This is a genomic window from Simplicispira metamorpha, from assembly GCF_004341365.1.
Classification (GTDB): domain Bacteria; phylum Pseudomonadota; class Gammaproteobacteria; order Burkholderiales; family Burkholderiaceae_C; genus Simplicispira; species Simplicispira metamorpha.
The window spans coordinates 1-18,226 of sequence record NZ_SLXH01000031.1 but is presented as its reverse complement, the minus strand read 5'-3'; the positions used below and the strand labels follow the sequence as shown (position 1 = coordinate 18,226).

The following is an 18,226-nucleotide window of genomic DNA, read 5'->3' as shown; positions in this document are numbered from 1 at the left end:
CTTGCGCCCGCCAGTAAAGCGCTAGCGGCCAAAAACACTAAAAATACCGCCACCACCCTGGCGGCTTTCCTTTTGCCGCCCTGACTGCCCATGCTTGCTGCACTGAAGTTCTGTTTTGCCACGCTGGTGCTGGTGCTCAACACCCTGTCCCTGTGCGCCCTGATGGTGCCGTTCGCGCTGATCAAGCTGCTGCTGCCGTTCACGCCGGTGCGCCGCCTGACCGACCGCGTGCTCAACAAGATTCCCGAGGGCTGGATTGCCATCAACAGCTTCTGGCTGGGCGCCGTCAACCGTGGCCGCTGGCAGGTGTCGGGCCTGGAGGGCCTGCGCCGCGACGGCTGGTACCTGGTCACCTGCAACCACCAAAGCTGGGTGGACATTGTGGTGGTGCAGCGCGTGCTGAATCAGCGCATTCCCATGCTCAAGTTCTTCCTGAAAAAAGAGCTGATTTATGTGCCCGTGCTGGGCCTGGCCTGGTGGGCGCTGGACTTTCCGTTCATGCGCCGGGGCGGCGGCGGTGGCAGCGCCCGCAAAGACCTGCGCGATGCGCGCGCCGCCTGCGAGAAATTTCGCCTGCTGCCCACTTCGGTGACCAGCTTTGCTGAGGGCACACGCTTCACCGCCGCCAAGCACGCCAGCCAGCAGTCGCCCTACCAGCACCTGCTGCAACCCAAGGCGGGCGGCATGGCGATGGCCCTGGGCACCATGGGCGAGCTGTTCCACGGCCTGGTCGATGTGACCATCGTGTACCCCGACAAGGTGCCCACTTTTGTCGATGCGCTGTGCGGACGCCTGGGCGATGTGGTGGTGCTGGTGCAAGAGCGCCCCATTCCGCCCGAGCTGCTCAAGGCCAACGCCAAACAGCGCGCACTGCTGCAAGACTGGCTCGATGGCGTCTGGCAAGACAAAGACCGCGCCATCGCGCAGGTGCTGGCCCAGCGCAGCGCGGGCCGCGCCTGAGCGCAAGCGGCGTTGGCAGCGCGCCGCAAAAGCGCTTGATTTGATAGCTGCTTGCGCTTTATCAGCGCGGCTTTCAGCCTGTTTTTACCCTATAAATCCGCAGCCAATTACGGCCCAGGGGCTGTGGCGTCCTGCGGCTGCTCGGCCCAGAGCACGGCGCGGTCACGGCCCGTGTTCTTGGCTTGGTACAAGGCGGCATCGGCCTGCTCAAACAGCAGGGCAATGCCTTGCGCTGGGGCGCTGTTTTCCGGGTACAGGCAGGTGGCGCCCACGCTGATGGTGACGCAGTGGCGCACCGGGCTGGTCAGGTGCTCCAGCGCCAGCGCGCGCACGGTGGCGCACAGGCGCTGCGCAGTGACCCGGGCCTGGGCGCTGTCGGCGTCGGGCAGCAGCACGGCAAACTCCTCGCCGCCGTAGCGGGCCACCAATTCGCCCTGGCGCTGCGTGGCCGTGGCCAGGGCGGCGGCCACCTGTTGCAGGCAGTGGTCGCCGCCCACGTGGCCGTAGTGGTCGTTGTAGGCCTTGAAGTGGTCGATGTCGATCATCAACAGGGCCAGCGGGCGGCGGCGCTGCTGGGCCTGGGCCCAGGCCAGCGGCAGCGCTTCGTCCAGCGCGCGGCGGTTGGCCAGCTGGGTCAGGGGGTCCAGGCGCACCTGCTCTTCCAGCGTGTGGCGGTAGCGGTCGAGCTGCTCTTCGGACTGGCGCCGCTCGGTGATGTCTTGCACCGTGCCGGTCATGCGCAGGGTGTTTTGCTGCGGGTCCATGGCGTACTCGCCCCACACCTGCACCCAGCGCTCTTGCTGATCGCAGGTGCGCACAATACGGTACTGCGTGTGCAGCGGGCTGCACTGCTGCAAGGCTTGCCGGTGAACCTGCATCACTTCGGCACGGTTTTCGGGGTGCAGCATGGCCACCCACTGCCGCAACGTCATGCGCTCTTGCGGCGGCAGACCGAAGATGGCGCTGGCCATGCTGGACATGAAAAACTCTTCGCTGCGGGCGTAGTAGGCAAAGTAGCCCACGCGGGCCGCTTTTTGCGCGCTGTCGAGCCAGTGCAGGCTGTATTGCAGCTCGTTTCTCAGCGCCTGCTCGCGCCGCCGGGCCTGCCATTGCCAGCCCGCAAAGGCGCTGCCGCCCAGCAGCAGCAGCAGGCTGGCCAGCAGCGCCATGCCCATCCATTCGTTGCGCTGGGCCTGGGCCAGGGCTTCGTCCTGATCCACCTTGGCCACCAGAATCCAGGGCGTATCGCGCACGGTGCTGGCAAAGGCCAGCACGGGTCTGCCCCGGTAGTCCACACCGTGCAGGATGCCGCGCTCGCCGTGGGCCGCCTGCACGGCCACGTCCAGGGGCGCGTCGTCCATGATTTGGCGCATGTCCTGGGGTGCGGCATCGCCCAGGCGCGGCGGGATCAGGTACTGCACCCAAGGGCCTTCGCGGCGCACCAGCAGCGATTCAGCCGACCGGTTGCTGTTGGGCAGCGTTTCCAGCAGGGGCGCCAGGCGGGCCTGGGCGTGCAGTACCAACCAGATGGCGCCCAGCGGCCCGTTGTCGGGGCCATAGATCGGGGCCAGCACGCCAAAGAACGGGAACGCAAACGCCGCGCTGCGGTGCAGCTCCACGCCCACGGGCTGGGCCGAGTCCAGGGCGCGGCGCAGGGCCTGGGTTTCTGGCGGGTCCAGGGTACGCTGCGGCGCGCCGGGCTCTGGCGCGCGGGCCTGGCTGGCCGAGTCCAGCCGCACCACACCCCGGGTATCGACAAAGAAAGCGGCGGTGTAGCGCAGGTTTTCTTCCAGACTGCGCAAGCGCTCTTGCAAGATGCTGGTCTGCTCCGGGGTGGGGGCGGCCGCCCAGTGGGCCACGGCATCCATCAGCAGGGGGTCGTTGGTGAGGTCGGCGGCATCGCCCAGGTGGCGCACCCGCCAGTCGGCAATGTTGGCGGCCTGCAGTTGGCTGACGGCCCGCAGCGCCGTCTCGACCTGGTGGCGGTAGGTTTCCACCCGCTGCTGGTAGGCCTGCCACACGCGCGCGCCCACCAGCAGCAACAGGGCCAGCAAAATGGCAGCCAACAACCAGCGCCGCCACAGGCGTGGCAGCCAGCGAGAAAAGAGGGGCGCAATGGGCATGGGGCGGCAGCGGGCGAAAGCAAGCCGAAGGTGAATGCAACCCAGCGGGCGAAACGTGACAGATTGTGAATATGTCACACTTTGCATAGGATTTTCCGAAGCGCCACGGCAATTCCATGCGTTGTTTCAACCCTTTCTGCCAGCTTACAGCCCGACCGCCATGCACCACTTCTCTCCCGACCGCCGTGCCCACCTGGGGCAATGGGCTGCCTTGGCTGGCAGTGCGCTGTGTGCCAGCCAGGCTGCGGCCCAATCCCCGGCGGGCAGCGTGGCCCCGGAGCGCAAAGTCACCATCTACCTGAGTCTGGAGCCCGAGAGCCTGGACCCGACCATGGCCGCCTCGGCCTCGGTGGGCGAGGTGGTGCACTACAACGTCCTGGAGGGGCTGACCCGCATTGAGGAGGACGGCAGCATCTCGCCGCTGCTGGCGCAGTCGTGGTCGGTCGATGAAAGCCAGCGCCGCTACACCTTTGCGCTGCGCCCGTATGTGCGCTTTCATGATGGCGCGCCCCTGGACGCGCAGGCCGTGCGCTTCAGCTTTGAGCGGGCGATGGCCCCCGAATCGACCAACAAAGCGCGCAAAGCCCTGTTTGACAACCTGGCCGACATCGCCACGCCCAACACCCACACCGTGGTGCTGACGCTGCGCCACCCCGACCCGCACCTGCTGTTCCGCCTGGGCGAGGCCACCGCCGTCATCCTGCACCCCGACAGCGCTGCGCACGCCGCCACCGCCCCCGTGGGCACCGGCCCCTACCGCTTGCAGCAGCGCCGCACCGGGCACAGCGTCACCCTGGTGAGAGCGCAGGGCCAGGGCCGGTCGCAGGCGGCCACTATCGAGCAGGTGGTGTTCCGCTTCGTTCAGGGGCGCGAAGCCCTGGCAGCGCTGCTCAGGAGCGGCGAGATCGACCTGTTCTTCCACTACGCGGCGCAAAACCTGCACGGCGTAGAGGCCGACAGCCGCTACCAACTGCTGCTGGGCTCATCCAGCGGCAAAGGCATGCTGGCGCTGAACCACCGCCGCGCGCCGCTGGGCGATGTGCGCGTGCGCCGCGCCATCACCCATGCCATCGACCGCGAGGGCTTTATCCGCCAGGTGCTCCAGGGACGCGGCACGGTCATTGGCAGCCACTTCGGCCCCTCGGATGCGGGCTACCTGCACCTGGCCGGCCTCTACCCCCACGACCCCGCACACGCCCGGGCGCTGCTGCGCGAGGCCGGGGTGGTGGCGCCGCTGCGCCTGGAGCTGGCCCTGCCGCCGCCATCCTACGCCCGCATCGGCGGCGAGTTCGTGGCCGAGCAGCTGGCGCGCGTGGGCATCCAAGTGCAGCTGAAAAACCTGGAATGGGGCCAGTGGCTGGCCGGGCCGTTCAAGGGCGATTTCGACATGACGCTGATCAACCATGTCGAGCCGATGGACTACTTCATCTACACCGATCCGCAGTACTACTTTGGCTACGACAGCGCCGACTTCCGCGCCCTGGTGCAGCGCTACGCCCAGGCAGTCCAGCCACGCGAACGCCAGCGCCTGTTCGGCCAGTTGCAGCGCCACCTGGCACAAGACGCGGTGAACGCCTGGATTTTTGCCCCACAAATCGACGTGGTGCGGCGCAAGGGCCTGCGCGGGGTGTGGATGGACTACCCGATTTTTGTCCACGACGTGTCCGCCATGTCGTGGAATTGAGCTATTGATTTGATAGCTGCTTTCGCTCACCACAACTGGCTTTCAGCCTGTTTTTACCTTTAAAACCGGCACCCCCCACACCGCACAGCCGCCCCCGGGTCGGGCGCAAAAAAAGCGGCTCCAGGCCGCTTTTTTCTTGCGTGCGGCGGCTGTGCAGCCGCCGGGCACCTTGCTCAGTGGCGGAAGTGGCGCACGCCGGTGAACACCATGGCCACGCCGCGCTCGTTGGCGGCGTCAATCACCTCCTGGTCGCGCATGGAGCCGCCAGGCTGGGCGATGCAGGTGGCACCCGCGTCCACCACCACATCGAGGCCGTCGCGGAAGGGGAAGAAGGCATCGCTGGCCACCACGGTGCCTTGCAGGCTCAGCTTGGCCGCTTCGGCCTTGATGCTGGCGATGCGCGCCGAATCCAGGCGGCTCATCTGGCCCGCGCCCACGCCCATGGTCATGCCGTTCTTGCAGAAGACGATGGCGTTGCTCTTGACGTACTTGGCCACCGTCCAGGCGAACAGCAGGTCTTGCAGCTCTTCGGGCGTGGGCTGCTTGGCAGTCACCACCTTCAGGTCAGCCAGCGCCAGCTCGTGGGTGTCGGCGGTTTGCACCAGCAGGCCCGAGCCCACGCGCTTGGTTTCGATGGCGTTGCGCACGGCGCCGTAGTTCTCGGGCAGGTCAATCTGCATCAGGCGCACGTTGACCTTGGACTTAAAGATTTCCAGCGCCTCAGGCGTGAAGCCGGGCGCCATCAGCACCTCGACAAACTGCTTGGCAATTTGCTGGGCCGCTGCGCCATCGACCACGCGGTTGAAGGCGATGATGCCGCCAAAGGCGCTGGTCGGGTCGGTCTGGAAAGCCTTGGAGTACGCCTCCAGCGGGTGCGCGCCCACGGCCACGCCGCAGGGGTTGGCGTGCTTGACGATGACGCAGGCCGGGGCTTCAAAGCTCTTGACGCATTCCCAGGCCGCATCGGCATCGGCGATGTTGTTGTACGACAGCTCTTTGCCCTGCAACTGCACGCCGGTGGCCAGCGAGCCCACGGCGGGGTTGAGGTCGCGGTACCAGACAGCTTGCTGGTGGGCGTTTTCGCCGTAGCGCAGGTCTTGCAGCTTGGTGGCAAACATGTTGGCCTGGCTGGGGAAGGCGGACATGGCGGGCACGTAGTCTTCGGCCTGCTTGTCGGCGTCGAACTGCACGCTGGAGAGGTAGTTGCTGATGGCGCCGTCGTACTGCGCAATGCGGTTGAACGCCGCTGCCGACAGGGCAAAGCGCAGCTGGTCAGACAGCTTGCCCGCCGCCTGCAACTCGGCCAGCACGGCGGGGTATTGGCCCGCGTCGGTCACCACGCCCACGTCTTGCCAGTTTTTGGCGGCGCTGCGCACCATGGCGGGGCCGCCGATGTCGATGTTTTCGATGGCATCGGCCAGCGTGCAGCCGTGCTTGGCCACGGTGGCTTCAAACGGGTAGAGGTTGACCACCAGCAGGTCGATGGTGTCAATGCCGTGCTCGGCCAGCGCGGCCATGTGCGCGGGCAGGCTGCGGCGCGCCAGCAGGCCGCCGTGCACCTTGGGGTGCAGGGTTTTGACGCGGCCATCGAGCATTTCCGGGAAGCCGGTGACATCGGCCACTTCGGTCACGGGCAGGCCCGCATCGGCCAGCAGCTTGGCGGTGCCGCCGGTGGACAAGAGCTTGATGCCCAGCGCGTGCAGGGCCTGGGCAAATTCAACGATGCCGGTTTTGTCAGAGACAGAAAGAAGTGCGTTCATGGGGAGGTTGCGGTGGGTTGGGGTGGGTAATCAATACAAAATAGGCTTCTAGCCCTTGCGTGGTGCATGCTAGCAGCTATCAATCAAGGAGCAAATCAGCCCCCATGGCGCTTACAGCAGCTGGTGCTCGACCAGCTTTTTGCGCAGGGTGTTGCGGTTCAGGCCCAGCCATTCGGCGGCGCGCGACTGGTTGTTCTCGGCCTGCTGCATCACCACTTCGAGCATGGGTTTTTCGACCAGGCGCAGCACCATGGCGTACACCCCATCGGGCGACTCGCCGCCCAGGTCGTGAAAGTAGTCTTGCAGGCTTTCGCGCACGCAGTCTTCAATGTGTTGTTTGCTCATGCACTGGGTTCCTCGGTTACGTCTTGGAGGGGTTCGGTGGTGCCGGTGGCGGCGGGCAGGCGCTCCATCTGGTCGCCCAGGGCGTCCAGGTAGTGGGCCACGGCCTGCCACTGGGCGTCGCACGTCTCCAGGGTGTTGATGTGTTGGCGCAGCGCCTCGCCACCGGGCAGCGCGCGCACGTACCAGGCGATGTGCTTGCGCGCCGTGCGCACGCCGGTGTAGGCGCCGTACAGGCTGTAATGGTCTTGCAGGTGCTCCAGCAGCAGCGCGCGCACCTCGGCCACACGCGGCGGGGGCAGGTGCTCGCCGGTGGCCAGAAAGTGGCCAATCTCGCGGAATATCCACGGCCTGCCCTGCGCGGCGCGGCCCACCATGATGGCGTCGGCGCCGGTGGCGACCAGCACCTCGCGGGCTTTTTCGGGGCTGGTGATGTCGCCGTTGGCCACCACGGGCACGCGCACGGCCTGTTTGACGGCGGCGATGGTGTCGTACTCGGCCAAGCCTTTGTAGCCCTGCTCGCGGGTGCGGCCATGCACCGTGAGCATCTGGATGCCCACGGCCTCAAACTGCCGCGCCAGCGCCACTGCGTTTTTGTGCTCCTGGCTCCAGCCGGTGCGCATCTTCAGCGTGACGGGCACGCCGCGCGGCGCGCAGGCGTTCACCACGGCGGCGGCAATCTCCACCGCCAGCGCCTCGTTCTGCATCAGCGCCGAGCCGGCCCATTTGTTGCACACCTTTTTGGCCGGGCAGCCCATGTTGATGTCGATGATCTGCGCGCCGCGCTCGACGTTGTAGAGCGCGGCCTCGGCCATCATGGGTGCGTCGGTGCCCGCGATTTGCACGGCAATCGGGCCGGGTTCGCCCTCGTGGTTGGCGCGGCGGCTGGTTTTCAGGCTGTTCCAGAGGTCTTTGCGCGAGGTGACCATCTCGCTGACCGCATAGCCCGCGCCCAGCGCCCGGCACAGCTGGCGAAATGGCCGGTCTGTGACACCGGCCATGGGCGCAGCGAACAGGCGGTTCGCCAAGGGAATGGGGCCGATGTGCATGGGTCAGGGAGGGCGCAGGGGGCTTGCTGAAAAAAGAGGCGGCATTGTACCTGCACAAAATTTGGGCACTGACCGGGCGTACCCGCCGCTGCCGCCCACCCGGCCCGGATCAGGCCAGCGCGCCGCCTACGGCTTCGGGGCGCACCGGTGCAACAGCGCCAGGCGCGCAGTGCCGGTGCCCGTCATGGCGTGGCGGTCTGGCGCTGGCGGGCCATGTGCGCCAGGTAGGCCAGCAGATCGTCGAGTTCAGCGTCGCTGATCTGCTCGGGGCCAAAGCCGGGCATGAGCTGGGTGGGCCAGTGGCGCACGCTGGCAGGGTTGCGCACCAGCTGGCGCAGGGCCTGGGGCTGGAAGTATTCGGTCGGGTTCATGGGCAGGTTCAAGTCGGGGCCGACCTGGGCGTCGCCGCCGCCATTCATGCGGTGGCAGACCATGCACTGCACCACAAACAGCGACTGGCCCCGGCGCAGGTGGTCGCCCGCAGGCACCTGCGCGGCCACGGCGATCTGCGGCCAGCGCTTGTCGGGGGCGGCGCGCACGTTCAGCCGCGCCACGGCATAGGGCCACTGCTCGCTGCGCACGCCCGCGTTCTGCGGCCAGACGATGTAGAACGGCCCGGCGCTGGCGGCCTTGCCCGGCAGCGCAGGCCAAGGGGCGCCGTCGGGCTCGATGGCCAGCCAGGGCTGGGGCTGGCCGGGCGACTGCGCCAGCACCAGGGCGCCGGGCAACTGCGCGACAAAGCCATCGGTGGCCACGGCCTCCAATGTGTCGCTCGGGCCCAGGCCCAGCTCGCGCAGCACCACGGCCAGCGGCACGGCGCGGTAGCGCATGGGGCGCTGGTAGGCCACATCGCCGGGCACGGCGATGTCCTGGGCCTGGGGGTGGCGGGCCAGCGCAGCGCCGTCCAGTTGGCGCGGGCCGTTGGCACCGTCCAGCGCCAAGGTGGCGGCCTGGGCCAGGCCCGCCAGCCCGGCCAGCAACATGGCAACACCGGCCAGGGCGCTGCGCTGCAACCAGGCGGCAGCGCGCAGGCGCCAGTGGGTGCCGTTCAGGGGGTGGTTGGGAGACTGCATCGTGGTGGCCTGGTGTGGTTACGGTTGAATGTGCGCGCCTGCCCAACGGCGGCTGCGGCATGGGCGGTGGTGGTGCTGGGCCAGCGACTGGGGCGAGGCCTGCGGCTCAGCGCACGGCAAAGTCAAAGTAGCGGTCGGTGTGGGGCTCGGGGTCGAGGGTGTAGTGCCACCACTCTTCGGGCAGGTTGCGAAAACCGTGCTGCGCCAGCAGGGTGCGCAGCCAGCGCCGGTTGTGCTGCACGTCGGGCGAGAGGTGGGGGTTATCGGTGTGCGAGCGCGCATCGAACAGGTCAAACGGCGATCCCATGTCCACCTCCTGGCCATCGGCCAGCGGGCCGCGCACCACCTTGGAGGCGCGCAGGCCATCGACCACCACCAGCGTCAGATCCACCGTGCTGCCGCGGCTGTGGCCGGACTTTTCAGCGATGTAGCCGCGCTGGAACAGCTCGGTTTTGGGCACCGCCGGGTAGTAGCCGGGCTTGGTTTTCTGGTCAGACAGGTCGCTGCCCCAGCGCACAAAGTCGTTGACAGCAGTTTGCGGGCGGTAGCAGTCAAACACCTTGATGGTGAGCCCCAGGGGGCGCACCTGCGCCTGAGCGGCCTGCACGGCGCGCGCTGCGGGTTCGCTCAGGATGCAGGCCGGGGCCTGGTAACCCGCCACGGGACGACCGATGAAGTTGTTGCTGCCGTGGTAGCGCATGTCTTGCTGCACATCAGGCGCTACGGCGTGCAGGTAGACAAACCCTGACGGCAAGGCACTGTCCTGGCGCTCGCCCCCCGCAGGTGCTGCGCAGCCCGCCAGCAACGTGGCCAGCAGCAAGGCCGCTGCCGGGCCTGCCAGTCTGCCCACCTGCTGGCCCGACACCGCCACTGCACCCATGGCCGTGTCTGCCGCACGGCCCACTGCGGCGCTGTCCATCGCCTCACCGACGGCCTGTGCCGTGGCCCGATCCCGGCCTGGTTGTTGCGCTGCCCTGAAATGCCACATGCCTGCTCTCCTGATGCGGGTTACACAAAGCCGCAAAAGATACCGGATTGCCCTGCGGCTGCCTAGAATTTTCTGCCCGGCGAGGGCACTGCGCCCTGCCGTGCCGCCAGCGGGGGCCAGCGGATGGAGGCGGGCACAGTGCGCACTACACTCGCGCCCACCATGGAAATCTGGCTGCACCACCTCCTGAGCCTGCTGGCCCTGCCGCAATACGGCCTGAGCACGGTATTTGTCGTGGCATTTATCTCGGCCACGCTGCTGCCCCTGGGTTCCGAGCCTGCGGTGTTCGGGCTGGTGCAGCTCAATCCGGAGCTGTTCTGGCCAGCGATTGCGGTGGCCACGCTGGGCAACACGCTGGGCGGCGCGGTGAGCTGGTGGATGGGCCTGGGCGCGCACAAAGCCTGGGACGCCGCGCGCCGACGCCGCCGCGCGGGCCAGGCCGATGCCGCAGACGCCGCACCAGTCCGCGAACTGAGCCGCACCGAACGCCGCGTGCGCGTGTGGCTGCGCCGCTGGGGGCCCAAGACCTGCCTGCTGAGCTGGCTGCCCGTGGTGGGCGACCCGCTGTGCGCCGTGGCGGGCTGGCTCAAGCTGCCGTTCTGGCCCTGCCTGGGTTACATGGCGGTGGGCAAGTTCTTCCGCTACCTGACGATGACGACGGCGCTGCTGCACCTGTGGCCCTACCTGGGCTGGGGCTGACAGGGCAAAGGGCAGTATATTGGCCAGGCCAAAATACAAGTCAAATCGGTCTGTAGCGCACGCCAATATTGCGCAAAAAGCTATATTTTTAATAGCAAATTATGACCCAACGCGCTGTGTCTATCCACCGGCGGCGGGCAGCAGCGCGGCCCAGTCCACGGCTTGCGAGGTGTCCACCGTAAGGGCCAGCGCCTGCTCGGCGGCGTCCAGCGGCTCGCGGCGCTGCAGTTGCGCCTCCAGCACCGCCAGCGTCGCCTCCGAGGCGTTGCCGCCTTTGCGCAGGCGGCGTTCTACGCGCTCGCGCAGCACAGCCACCGGGGCATCAAAAGACAGGATGCGGCAGGGCACCTGCTGCTGCGCCGCCAGCGCCACGAACTGCGCCCGGTGCGCGCGCGCCAAAAAGGTGGCATCGACCAGCACCGGGAAACCTGCATCCAGCACCTGCGCGGCCAGCGCCGCCAGGTGGTCGTAGGTGCGCTGCGTGGCGTCTGGCGTGTAGATGCCGCCGGGCACCACGCCCGCGCTGGTGGCGGCGGGCGCCAGGCCAAATAGGCGCTTGCGCTCGACATCGGCGCGCAGGCGCACCACGCCGCGCTCGGCAGCCAGGCGCGCGCTGTGGCGGCTTTTGCCCGAACCCGAGACGCCATGCACCAACCACAGCCAGCGCGCGCGCGGCCGACTGAGCTGCTGCGCCAGCGCCAGGTAGCACTGCACCTGCGCCAGGCTGTCGGCGCGCGCGGCCTCGTCACTTGCCTGCGCCAGCCGCAGCCCGGCCACCATGGCACGCACCAGGGCGCGGTACACCACATACCAGGGCAGCAGCGCCAGAGCGGCGACATCGCCCGCATGCTCCAGCCAGGCGTTCAGAAAATGCCAGGCCAGATCGGGGCGGCCCTGGGCCTGCAAGTCCATGGCCAGAAAGGCGATGTCGGCCACGGTGTCGATCCAGCGCAGCGCCTCGCTGAACTCGATGGCGTCGAACAGCTGCGGCTGGCCGCCGATCAGCACCAGGTTGTTCAGGTGCAGGTCGCCATGGCATTCGCGCACGCAGCCGCTGGCCTGGCGCTGCGCCATCAGCGGCGCCAGGCGCTGGCCCTCTTGCTGCGTCCAGCGCTGCAAACCGGCCAGGACGGCACGGTCGGCCTCGGGCAGGGGCACTGTGGCCAGGGCGTCGAAGTTGGCCTGCGCCTGCTGGCGCACCAGCGCGGCGCTGCCCCAGGCGCTGCCTGCGGGGGCCACGGCGGCAGCAGCGTGGAACTGCGCCACCTGATGCGCCAGCGCGTCCAGGTGGGCGGTGGTGAGCGTGCCAGCGGCCAGTTGCCGGGCCAGCAACTGGTCATCGGCAAAGCGCTGCATCTGCACGCCGTAGTCGAGCACTTCGGCGCCTTGCTCCAGCGCCTCCAGCGGCACCAGGCGCGGCGCCTGCGCCGGGCCGAGCACGGCCACCACTGCCTCGTAAATGCCGGGCGCCGTGCGGCGGTTGATGCGCAGCTCTTCCAGACAGGCCGCGCGGCGCTGGGCCAGCGTGCTGAAGTCCAGAAACCCCAGGTTCAGGGGTTTCTTGAACTTGTAGGCGCGGCCAGCGGCCAGCACCACCCAGGAGATATGGGTTTCGATGCACTGCGCCGCAGCATCCAGGGCGGCGGGGCCGTGCAGCAGCGGCGCCAGCCAGGCGGGGTTGGGCAGTGGGGTGGGGGGCATGGGCAGTCCAGGGAGAAAAAATCAAAGGGGCGGGTGAAATACTCTTGATTTGATAGCTGCTAGCGCTTATCCAGTAAGCGATAGAGGCACTTTTTATATAAATAGTAGCGCCAGCCGATCAACGGCCGCTGTGCGGATCATGGCGCGCGCAGGGCGACGCGTGCGCCATCGGTGAGCGTGGACGGCGGGTACACCACCACCGGATCGCCCGCTTGCAGGCCTTCCTTCACCCAGGCGTGCGTGCTGCCGCGCGCCTCCAGCGCCACGGGCACACGCCGGGCGCGGCCTTCGCGCACCACGAACACGGCCATGCGCTGGGCGGCGTCCGCCTCCATGCCAGCCGCAGGCGCCGCTGCACCGGGCAGCGGAAACAGCGCGCTCAGCGGCACCAGCGTGGCGTTGTCGGCCTCGCGCGTGAGCACGCGCACCACCACGCGGTAGCCGTCGCCCAGGGCGGCCCATTGCGCGCTCGGGCTGCTCAGGTCGATGAGCACGTTCACGCGCTGCTCTTCCACGCCCAGCGCCGAGACCTTGGTGAACGCACCGGGCTCGACGCTGCGCACGCGCCCGTGCAGCACGCCGGGGCCGCCCCAGCGCTCGATGCGCACCGGCGCGCCGGGGCGCGCTTGCAGGGCGTCGGTGGTCAGCAGCGGCGCCACCACTTCGAGGCGCGTGGTGTCGCCCAGCTCCAGCAGCAGCGCGCCCAGCGCCACCAGGCCCTCGCTGGCCTGCGCCACGCGCAGCACGCGGCCCGAGACGGGTGCGCGCACCTCGAAGGCGCCGGGTGCGGCGGGGCGGACGGGACTGGCGGCGCTGGCCGGGCGGCGCACCAGCTCCAGCGCGGCGCGGGCCTGGGCGGCGTCAAAGCGCGCGGCCTGCTGGTCTTGCTGCGCGGCGGCGGCATCGGCCTGTGCCACGCGCACGGCCAGGCGCTGCTCGTCCAGTCGCGTGGGCGCGACAAAGCCCTGCTGCGCCAGCGGTTCGTTGCGGCGCAGCTCGATCTGTGCCTGGGCCAGCGCCGCCTGGCTGCGCTGCAAACGCGCCCCCGCCGCCTGCACCCGCGCCTGGGCGGCGTCCACGCGGGCCTGCTGCTCGCGCAGGCTGCGCTCGTCCAAGAGCGCGGGCAGCGCCGGGGTCAGCCGCGCCAGCACCTCGCCCGCCTGCACCGCGTCGCCCTCGCGCAGCACGATGCGCTCCAGCCGCCCGGCCAGCGGGGCCGAGACGCTATAGCGGTCACGCAGCCGGGTCTTGGCGTCTTCGTCGATGCCGGCCTCGAAACGGCCCTGCGCCACCGTCGCCACTTCAACGCCGATGGGCCGGGGCGCAAACGCCCAGGCCAGCAGCGCCGCCAGCACCAGCACTGTGGCGCCCCCGTAGATTGCTGTTTTTTTCTGCATTGCCGCTCCTTGCCTATTCGCGCGTCTTGAGCGCGGCCACCATGTCCAGCCGGTCGATCTGGCGGCGCACCACCAGCGCGCTGGCCACGCCCGCCGCCACCACACACAGCCCGGCCCAGGCGTAGGTGGCGCTGCTGACCACCACCGGAAACAAAAACTGGTCGTTCTTCAGCAGTCCCACCACCAGGTGGATCAGCCCCCAGCCCAGCGCCATGCCCAGTGGCAGGGCGATGGCGATGCCGATGGCCAGTTCGCCCAGCAGCAGCGCCGACACCTCGCCGCGCGTAAAGCCCAGCACGCGCAGGCTGGCCAGCTCCCAGGTGCGCTCGGCCAGCGCGATGCGTGCGTTGTTGTAAACCACGCCCACGGCAATCACCGCCGCGAACAGCGTCAGGATGGTGCTCATGATGCGCACGTTGCGCGCGCTCACGTCCTGCATGTTGCGCAACAGCGTGGCCTTGCTGAAGGCACCGGCCACGCGCGGCAGCGCCTTGGTGGCCTGCAAAAAGCGCGCCTCCGCGCCCGGCTCCAGCGCCACGGCGAACTGCGAGGCCACGTCGCCCTCTTGCAGCCAGCGGTTGAGCGTGGCGCGCTGCACGTAGGCGTTCAGGCCCATCATCTCGCGCACGGTGGCCTGCACCGGCACTTGCAAGCTGCGCTGGCGCCCCTCCAGCACCTGCAACTGCACCACATCGCCCACGCGGATGCCCAGCTTGTCGGCCAGCCGGTCGGTCAGCAGCAGGCCGGTGTGCGGCGTGGGGCTTTGGTGGCCGTCCACGTCGATGGTGCGCTGCAATTGCGCACCGGGCTGCACGCCTTGCAGGCCCACGCGCTCGCTGCGGTGGCCGTGGGTGATGCGCACCGGCACGTTGCGCTGGGGCTCCACCGCCACCACGCCGGGCAGGCGCGCCAGTTGCAGGGTGGCCAGCGCATCGACCGGGTCGGCCATCCACACGGTCACATCGCTGCGCATGGCCAGGTGAAAGCTGGTATCAACGATGTGGTCGATGGCGTCGCGAAAAAAATTGCCCATGACCACGATGGCCACCGCCGCCGCCGTGCCGCCGATGGTGAGCGTGGTGCGCAGGGGCCGGCGCTCCATGTTGCGCAGCACCATGCGCAGGCTGGCCGGCAGGCCGCGCACGCCCAGGCGCTCCAGCAGCGTGCGCCGGTAGCGGCCCGGGGCGGGCGCGCGCATGGCCTCGGCCGGGGCCAGGCGCACCGTGGCGCCCACAGCGCTGAGCGTGCCCAGCAGCGCCGTGGCGCTGGTGGCGCCCGCACCCACCAGCACCAGCCAGAGCGCGATGCGGTGCTCGAACACCGGAAAGCGGAAGAACTCGGCGTACAGCCCCGTCAGCAGCGTGCCCAGCCAGTCGCCCAGCCACACGCCCAGCGCCAGCCCCGCCAGCACGATCACCGCCACCAGCTTAAGGTAATGCGCGGCAATGGCCGCGTTGGCATAGCCCAGCGCCTTGAGCGCGGCGATCTGCTCGCGCTGCGTGGCCACCAGGCGCGACAACACCACGTGCAGCAAAAACGCCGCCACGGCCAGAAAGATGGCGGGCAGCACCGTGCCCATCACGCGCTGCTCCTTGATCTCGTTGTCCAGCATGGTGTGCGAGGCCTGGTCGGCGCGGCCATGCGCGTCTTGTCCGCCGTAGGGCGCCAGCAGGCGCGAGAGCGCGTCCAGCACCGCCGGTTCGCTGGCCTGGGGCGCCAGCTTGATGGCCACATGGTTGAACGCGCCCTGCATGTCGTAGGCGGCGGCCAGCGCCTCGCGGTCCACCCAGAACACGCCGAAGCCGCGCAGATCGGGCATTCCGGCCAGACCGGCAAAGATGTATTCGGGCGACAGCGCCGTGCCCACGATGCGCAGCTGGCGCTGCTTGCCGTTGACCAGCGCCGTCAACTCATCACCCGGGCGCAGGCCGCGCACGCTGGCAAAGCCCTCGGACACCAGCGCCTCGATGGCCGTGTCGCTGCGCCCCTGCCCCGCGCCCGCTGGCGCCAGCGCGCGGCCCGTGCGCACCGTGACCAGGTTCATGCGCGGCGGCTGGCGCAAATCGACGCCGATGAGCTGGCCCAGGATGGGGTCGGCCACGGTGGCCATTTCCACGCGCACCACCTGCTCCACCGTGACCTGCACATCGGCCACGCCGGGCACGGCGCGCAGCACCTCGGCCAGCGCCAGCGGCGCGCGCTTGACCACGGCAAACACATCGGCAAAGTGGCCCTGGGCATAAAACTGGTCGCGCGCCAGCGCCAGCGAATCCACCGCCGACAGGCTGGTGATGAAGCCGCCCAGCCCGCTGGCCACCACCAGCGCAATGGTCAGCGCCTGGCTCCAGAGGCGGCGCAGGTCGCGCAGCAGCTTGCGGTCGAGGGCTCTCATGGCGTTGTGCCAGCGGGCCGCCCCCAGGCCCAAAGCGCCCCCTCGGAGGGCAGCAAACCACACGCAGTAGGCGAGCGTGGGGGCGATGGACTCACCACGACAGCTCCGACGGCGCCAGCCGCTGCGCATTGCGCTCGGTGCGCGCGATGGTGCCGTCGGCCAGGTACACCACGCGATCGGCCATGGCGGCGATGGCGGCGTTGTGCGTGATGACCACCGCCGTGGTGCCCAGCTCGGCGTTGATGCGCGCGATCACCTCCAGCACCATCTTGCCGGTCTGGTAATCCAGCGCGCCGGTGGGCTCATCGCACAGCAGCACCTCGGGTCGCTTGACGATGGCGCGCGCAATGGCCACGCGCTGCTGCTCGCCGCCCGAGAGCTGGGACGGGAAATGGTGCTGGCGCGCCGTCAGCCCCACCAGCGCAATCGCCTCGTCGATGGGCATGGGGTGTGGCGCGATGTCGGTCACCAGCGCCAGGTTCTCGCGCACCGTGAGGCTGGGGATGAGGTTGTAGAACTGGAACACGAAGCCCACATGCTCGCGCCGGTAGGCCGTCAGCTCGGCCTCGCTGGCGCCAGTCAGGCGGTGGTCGGCAAACCAGACCTCGCCGCTGGTGGGCACGTCCAGCCCGCCCAGGATGTTGAGCAGCGTGGACTTGCCGCTGCCCGAGGCGCCCAGCAGCACGATGAACTCGCCGCGCACGATGTCCAGGTCCACGCCGTGCAACGCCCGCACCTCGACATCGCCGGTGCGGTAGGTCTTGCACAGACCCCGGGCGCGGAATACGACCGGCGCGCTGGTGGCGCTGGCAGCAGACTCTGGCGTCGGCATGGGCGCAGGAGTGGGCGCGGGTGCAGGGGTGGCGGGGCGGTGCATGGGCTGGGGCGGCGTAAAACCCCAGTGTGGGCGCGGGCCAGCGCGTTGGTCAACCGGCGCACGCGCACTTTGCGCGCCATGGGCCCTGAGATTTGCTACCAAAAAGATAGCTTGTGGCGCTTACTGCATAAGCCCTGGAGGCAGAAAACACTGTGACTTCTCATCCCTCACCCGCGCCCCAGAAACAAAAAACCCCATCGCCCGTACCGGGGGATGGGGTGCTGGCCGGACCGCCCAGGGCGGCGCGGGGTCAGACGTTGAACGAAAACGTCATGCCAAGGCCTCGATAACAGCCTGCGGATTGCGCTCAATCACGTTCAGCAGCACCAGCGCCGGGCCGTGCGGAGTGCGGTCGCCGCGCTCCCAGTGCCGCAGGGTTGCCGTGGAAAAACCGAAGCGGGCGGCGAACTGTTCCTGCGTCATGCCGACCTTGGCACGCACGGCCTTCACGTCGATGGCGCGCGGGCGATGCACGCGCACGCCGCGCTCGTCGCCCTGGGCGTGGGCAATGGCCTCTTGCAGGCCTTGCTTGATGCTCTCGAATGCAGTGCTCATGGTGTCTTTCCTCTCCAGATTTCGACCAACACATCAACCAAGCTGGCCAGGTCATTGCGCTCGGCCTTGGTCAGGTTGGCCTTGTCGCCCTTGGCGAACAACGTCAACAAATACAGCGGCATGAGGTCATCGTGGTAGTAGTAGATGACACGCACACCACCACTCTTGCCTTGACCACCACGCCGCCAGCGCAGCTTGCGTACCCCGCCCGTCCCCTCCATGACATCTCCGGCCTTTGGGTGATCAGCCAGGTAGTTGATCAAGTCTTGGCGCTCTTCCGTGCTCAATAGCTTGTCGGCCAGCCGGGTATAGCTGGGCAGCTCGGCGATACCGTGCAAGGCTTCATTCATGAACCATCGTAATCCATTGGATTAGTTTTGCCAAAAACAAAAAGGACAGCCTTTGGGCCTACCCTGCTTCACAAGGCGCGCAAGAACGGTAGCTGGCGTGCATGTGCCCCGCCACGCGGCAACAGAACTCACCGATGCGACAGGCCGCTTTCGACCCAATGCAGACATTCGCTAACGGCTGATTTATTAATTAGAAACAAAACGACTTGAAATATTTCTGATTACCCGGATGTTGTCTTGATGAAACTGACCGACATGAGAAAGCTCAGTCCTGCG

General features: G+C 68.3%; 15 protein-coding genes. 3 read left to right on the top strand and 12 right to left on the bottom strand.

Going from position 1 to position 18,226, the window contains the following annotated elements; all coding sequences use genetic code 11:
* The first annotated feature begins 90 nt into the window (after positions 1 to 90).
* The gene (locus EV674_RS14800) at positions 91 to 960 is read left to right on the top strand and encodes an acyltransferase (protein WP_119014380.1); all 870 of its coding nucleotides are present in this window, start codon (positions 91 to 93) and stop codon (positions 958 to 960) included.
* 107 nt (positions 961 to 1,067) lie between these two features.
* Here EV674_RS14800 and EV674_RS14795 read toward each other — a convergent pair whose 3' ends face one another.
* Positions 1,068 to 3,083 carry a sensor domain-containing diguanylate cyclase gene (locus EV674_RS14795; protein WP_119014381.1) on the bottom strand — a complete coding sequence of 672 codons (2,016 nt, stop codon included), beginning with the start codon at positions 3,081 to 3,083 and terminating at the stop codon, positions 1,068 to 1,070.
* 160 nt (positions 3,084 to 3,243) lie between these two features.
* Between EV674_RS14795 and EV674_RS14790 the strand changes: the two genes are divergently transcribed.
* Complete coding sequence (locus tag EV674_RS14790) at positions 3,244 to 4,767, top strand: ABC transporter substrate-binding protein (protein ID WP_119014390.1); 1,524 nt, start codon at positions 3,244 to 3,246, stop codon at positions 4,765 to 4,767.
* A 173-nt stretch (positions 4,768 to 4,940) separates the two neighbouring features.
* Here EV674_RS14790 and purH read toward each other — a convergent pair whose 3' ends face one another.
* The 5 genes from purH to EV674_RS14765 form a co-directional block, all read right to left on the bottom strand.
* Positions 4,941 to 6,527 (bottom strand): bifunctional phosphoribosylaminoimidazolecarboxamide formyltransferase/IMP cyclohydrolase, encoded by a 1,587-nt coding sequence (purH, locus tag EV674_RS14785; RefSeq protein WP_119014382.1) that lies wholly within the window; start codon positions 6,525 to 6,527, stop codon positions 4,941 to 4,943.
* Positions 6,528 to 6,638: 111 nt separating this feature from the next.
* Positions 6,639 to 6,872 carry a Fis family transcriptional regulator gene (locus EV674_RS14780; RefSeq protein WP_119014383.1) on the bottom strand — a complete coding sequence of 78 codons (234 nt, stop codon included), beginning with the start codon at positions 6,870 to 6,872 and terminating at the stop codon, positions 6,639 to 6,641.
* Positions 6,869 to 7,918, bottom strand: coding sequence for a tRNA dihydrouridine synthase DusB (gene dusB / locus EV674_RS14775; RefSeq protein WP_119014384.1), 1,050 nt, complete (start codon positions 7,916 to 7,918; stop codon positions 6,869 to 6,871). Before dusB ends, EV674_RS14780 begins: the two co-directional genes overlap by 4 nt.
* Before the next feature lie 182 nt (positions 7,919 to 8,100).
* A complete protein-coding gene (locus EV674_RS14770; protein WP_119014391.1) occupies positions 8,101 to 8,901 on the bottom strand; it encodes a cytochrome c in 801 nt (266 codons plus the stop codon).
* Between the two features lie 196 nt (positions 8,902 to 9,097).
* The gene (locus tag EV674_RS14765) at positions 9,098 to 9,979 is read right to left on the bottom strand and encodes a M15 family metallopeptidase (RefSeq protein WP_241525011.1); all 882 of its coding nucleotides are present in this window, start codon (positions 9,977 to 9,979) and stop codon (positions 9,098 to 9,100) included.
* A gap of 162 nt (positions 9,980 to 10,141) precedes the next feature.
* On the opposite strand from EV674_RS14765, the gene EV674_RS14760 reads away from it, so the two are divergent.
* A complete protein-coding gene (locus EV674_RS14760) occupies positions 10,142 to 10,678 on the top strand; it encodes a YqaA family protein (RefSeq protein ID WP_193552713.1) in 537 nt (178 codons plus the stop codon).
* Positions 10,679 to 10,798: 120 nt separating this feature from the next.
* On the opposite strand, the gene EV674_RS14755 is transcribed toward EV674_RS14760, so the two are convergent.
* The 6 genes from EV674_RS14755 to EV674_RS14730 form a co-directional block, all read right to left on the bottom strand.
* Entirely contained in the window at positions 10,799 to 12,379 is a 1,581-nt protein-coding gene (locus EV674_RS14755; RefSeq protein WP_119014385.1) for a bifunctional aminoglycoside phosphotransferase/ATP-binding protein, read from the bottom strand.
* A 137-nt stretch (positions 12,380 to 12,516) separates the two neighbouring features.
* On the bottom strand, positions 12,517 to 13,776 hold the full coding sequence (locus EV674_RS14750) for an efflux RND transporter periplasmic adaptor subunit (protein ID WP_119014386.1): 1,260 nt from the start codon (positions 13,774 to 13,776) through the stop codon (positions 12,517 to 12,519).
* 13 nt (positions 13,777 to 13,789) lie between these two features.
* Positions 13,790 to 16,168: an ABC transporter permease gene (locus tag EV674_RS14745; RefSeq protein ID WP_119014394.1), complete on the bottom strand. Its 2,379-nt coding sequence runs from the start codon at positions 16,166 to 16,168 to the stop codon at positions 13,790 to 13,792.
* Between the two features lie 91 nt (positions 16,169 to 16,259).
* Positions 16,260 to 17,000: an ABC transporter ATP-binding protein gene (locus EV674_RS14740; RefSeq protein WP_119014395.1), complete on the bottom strand. Its 741-nt coding sequence runs from the start codon at positions 16,998 to 17,000 to the stop codon at positions 16,260 to 16,262.
* 315 nt (positions 17,001 to 17,315) lie between these two features.
* Positions 17,316 to 17,600: a helix-turn-helix domain-containing protein gene (locus EV674_RS14735; protein WP_119014387.1), complete on the bottom strand. Its 285-nt coding sequence runs from the start codon at positions 17,598 to 17,600 to the stop codon at positions 17,316 to 17,318.
* Entirely contained in the window at positions 17,597 to 17,950 is a 354-nt protein-coding gene (locus EV674_RS14730) for a type II toxin-antitoxin system RelE/ParE family toxin (RefSeq protein ID WP_119014388.1), read from the bottom strand. Before EV674_RS14730 ends, EV674_RS14735 begins: the two co-directional genes overlap by 4 nt.
* Positions 17,951 to 18,226: the final 276 nt, after the last annotated feature.

Coding starts and splice junctions, on each gene's coding strand:
- dusB (WP_119014384.1), bottom strand. CDS start 7,918: ATGCACATCGGCCCCATTCCCTTGGCGAACCGCCTGTTCGCTGCGCCC.
- EV674_RS14795 (WP_119014381.1), bottom strand. CDS start 3,083: ATGCCCATTGCGCCCCTCTTTTCTCGCTGGCTGCCACGCCTGTGGCGG.
- EV674_RS14745 (WP_119014394.1), bottom strand. CDS start 16,168: ATGAGAGCCCTCGACCGCAAGCTGCTGCGCGACCTGCGCCGCCTCTGG.
- purH (WP_119014382.1), bottom strand. CDS start 6,527: ATGAACGCACTTCTTTCTGTCTCTGACAAAACCGGCATCGTTGAATTT.
- EV674_RS14760 (WP_193552713.1), top strand. CDS start 10,142: ATGGAAATCTGGCTGCACCACCTCCTGAGCCTGCTGGCCCTGCCGCAA.
- EV674_RS14750 (WP_119014386.1), bottom strand. CDS start 13,776: ATGCAGAAAAAAACAGCAATCTACGGGGGCGCCACAGTGCTGGTGCTG.
- EV674_RS14780 (WP_119014383.1), bottom strand. CDS start 6,872: ATGAGCAAACAACACATTGAAGACTGCGTGCGCGAAAGCCTGCAAGAC.
- EV674_RS14800 (WP_119014380.1), top strand. CDS start 91: ATGCTTGCTGCACTGAAGTTCTGTTTTGCCACGCTGGTGCTGGTGCTC.
- EV674_RS14755 (WP_119014385.1), bottom strand. CDS start 12,379: ATGCCCCCCACCCCACTGCCCAACCCCGCCTGGCTGGCGCCGCTGCTG.
- EV674_RS14765 (WP_241525011.1), bottom strand. CDS start 9,979: ATGTGGCATTTCAGGGCAGCGCAACAACCAGGCCGGGATCGGGCCACG.
- EV674_RS14730 (WP_119014388.1), bottom strand. CDS start 17,950: ATGAATGAAGCCTTGCACGGTATCGCCGAGCTGCCCAGCTATACCCGG.
- EV674_RS14740 (WP_119014395.1), bottom strand. CDS start 17,000: ATGCCGACGCCAGAGTCTGCTGCCAGCGCCACCAGCGCGCCGGTCGTA.
- EV674_RS14770 (WP_119014391.1), bottom strand. CDS start 8,901: ATGTTGCTGGCCGGGCTGGCGGGCCTGGCCCAGGCCGCCACCTTGGCG.
- EV674_RS14790 (WP_119014390.1), top strand. CDS start 3,244: ATGCACCACTTCTCTCCCGACCGCCGTGCCCACCTGGGGCAATGGGCT.
- EV674_RS14735 (WP_119014387.1), bottom strand. CDS start 17,600: ATGAGCACTGCATTCGAGAGCATCAAGCAAGGCCTGCAAGAGGCCATT.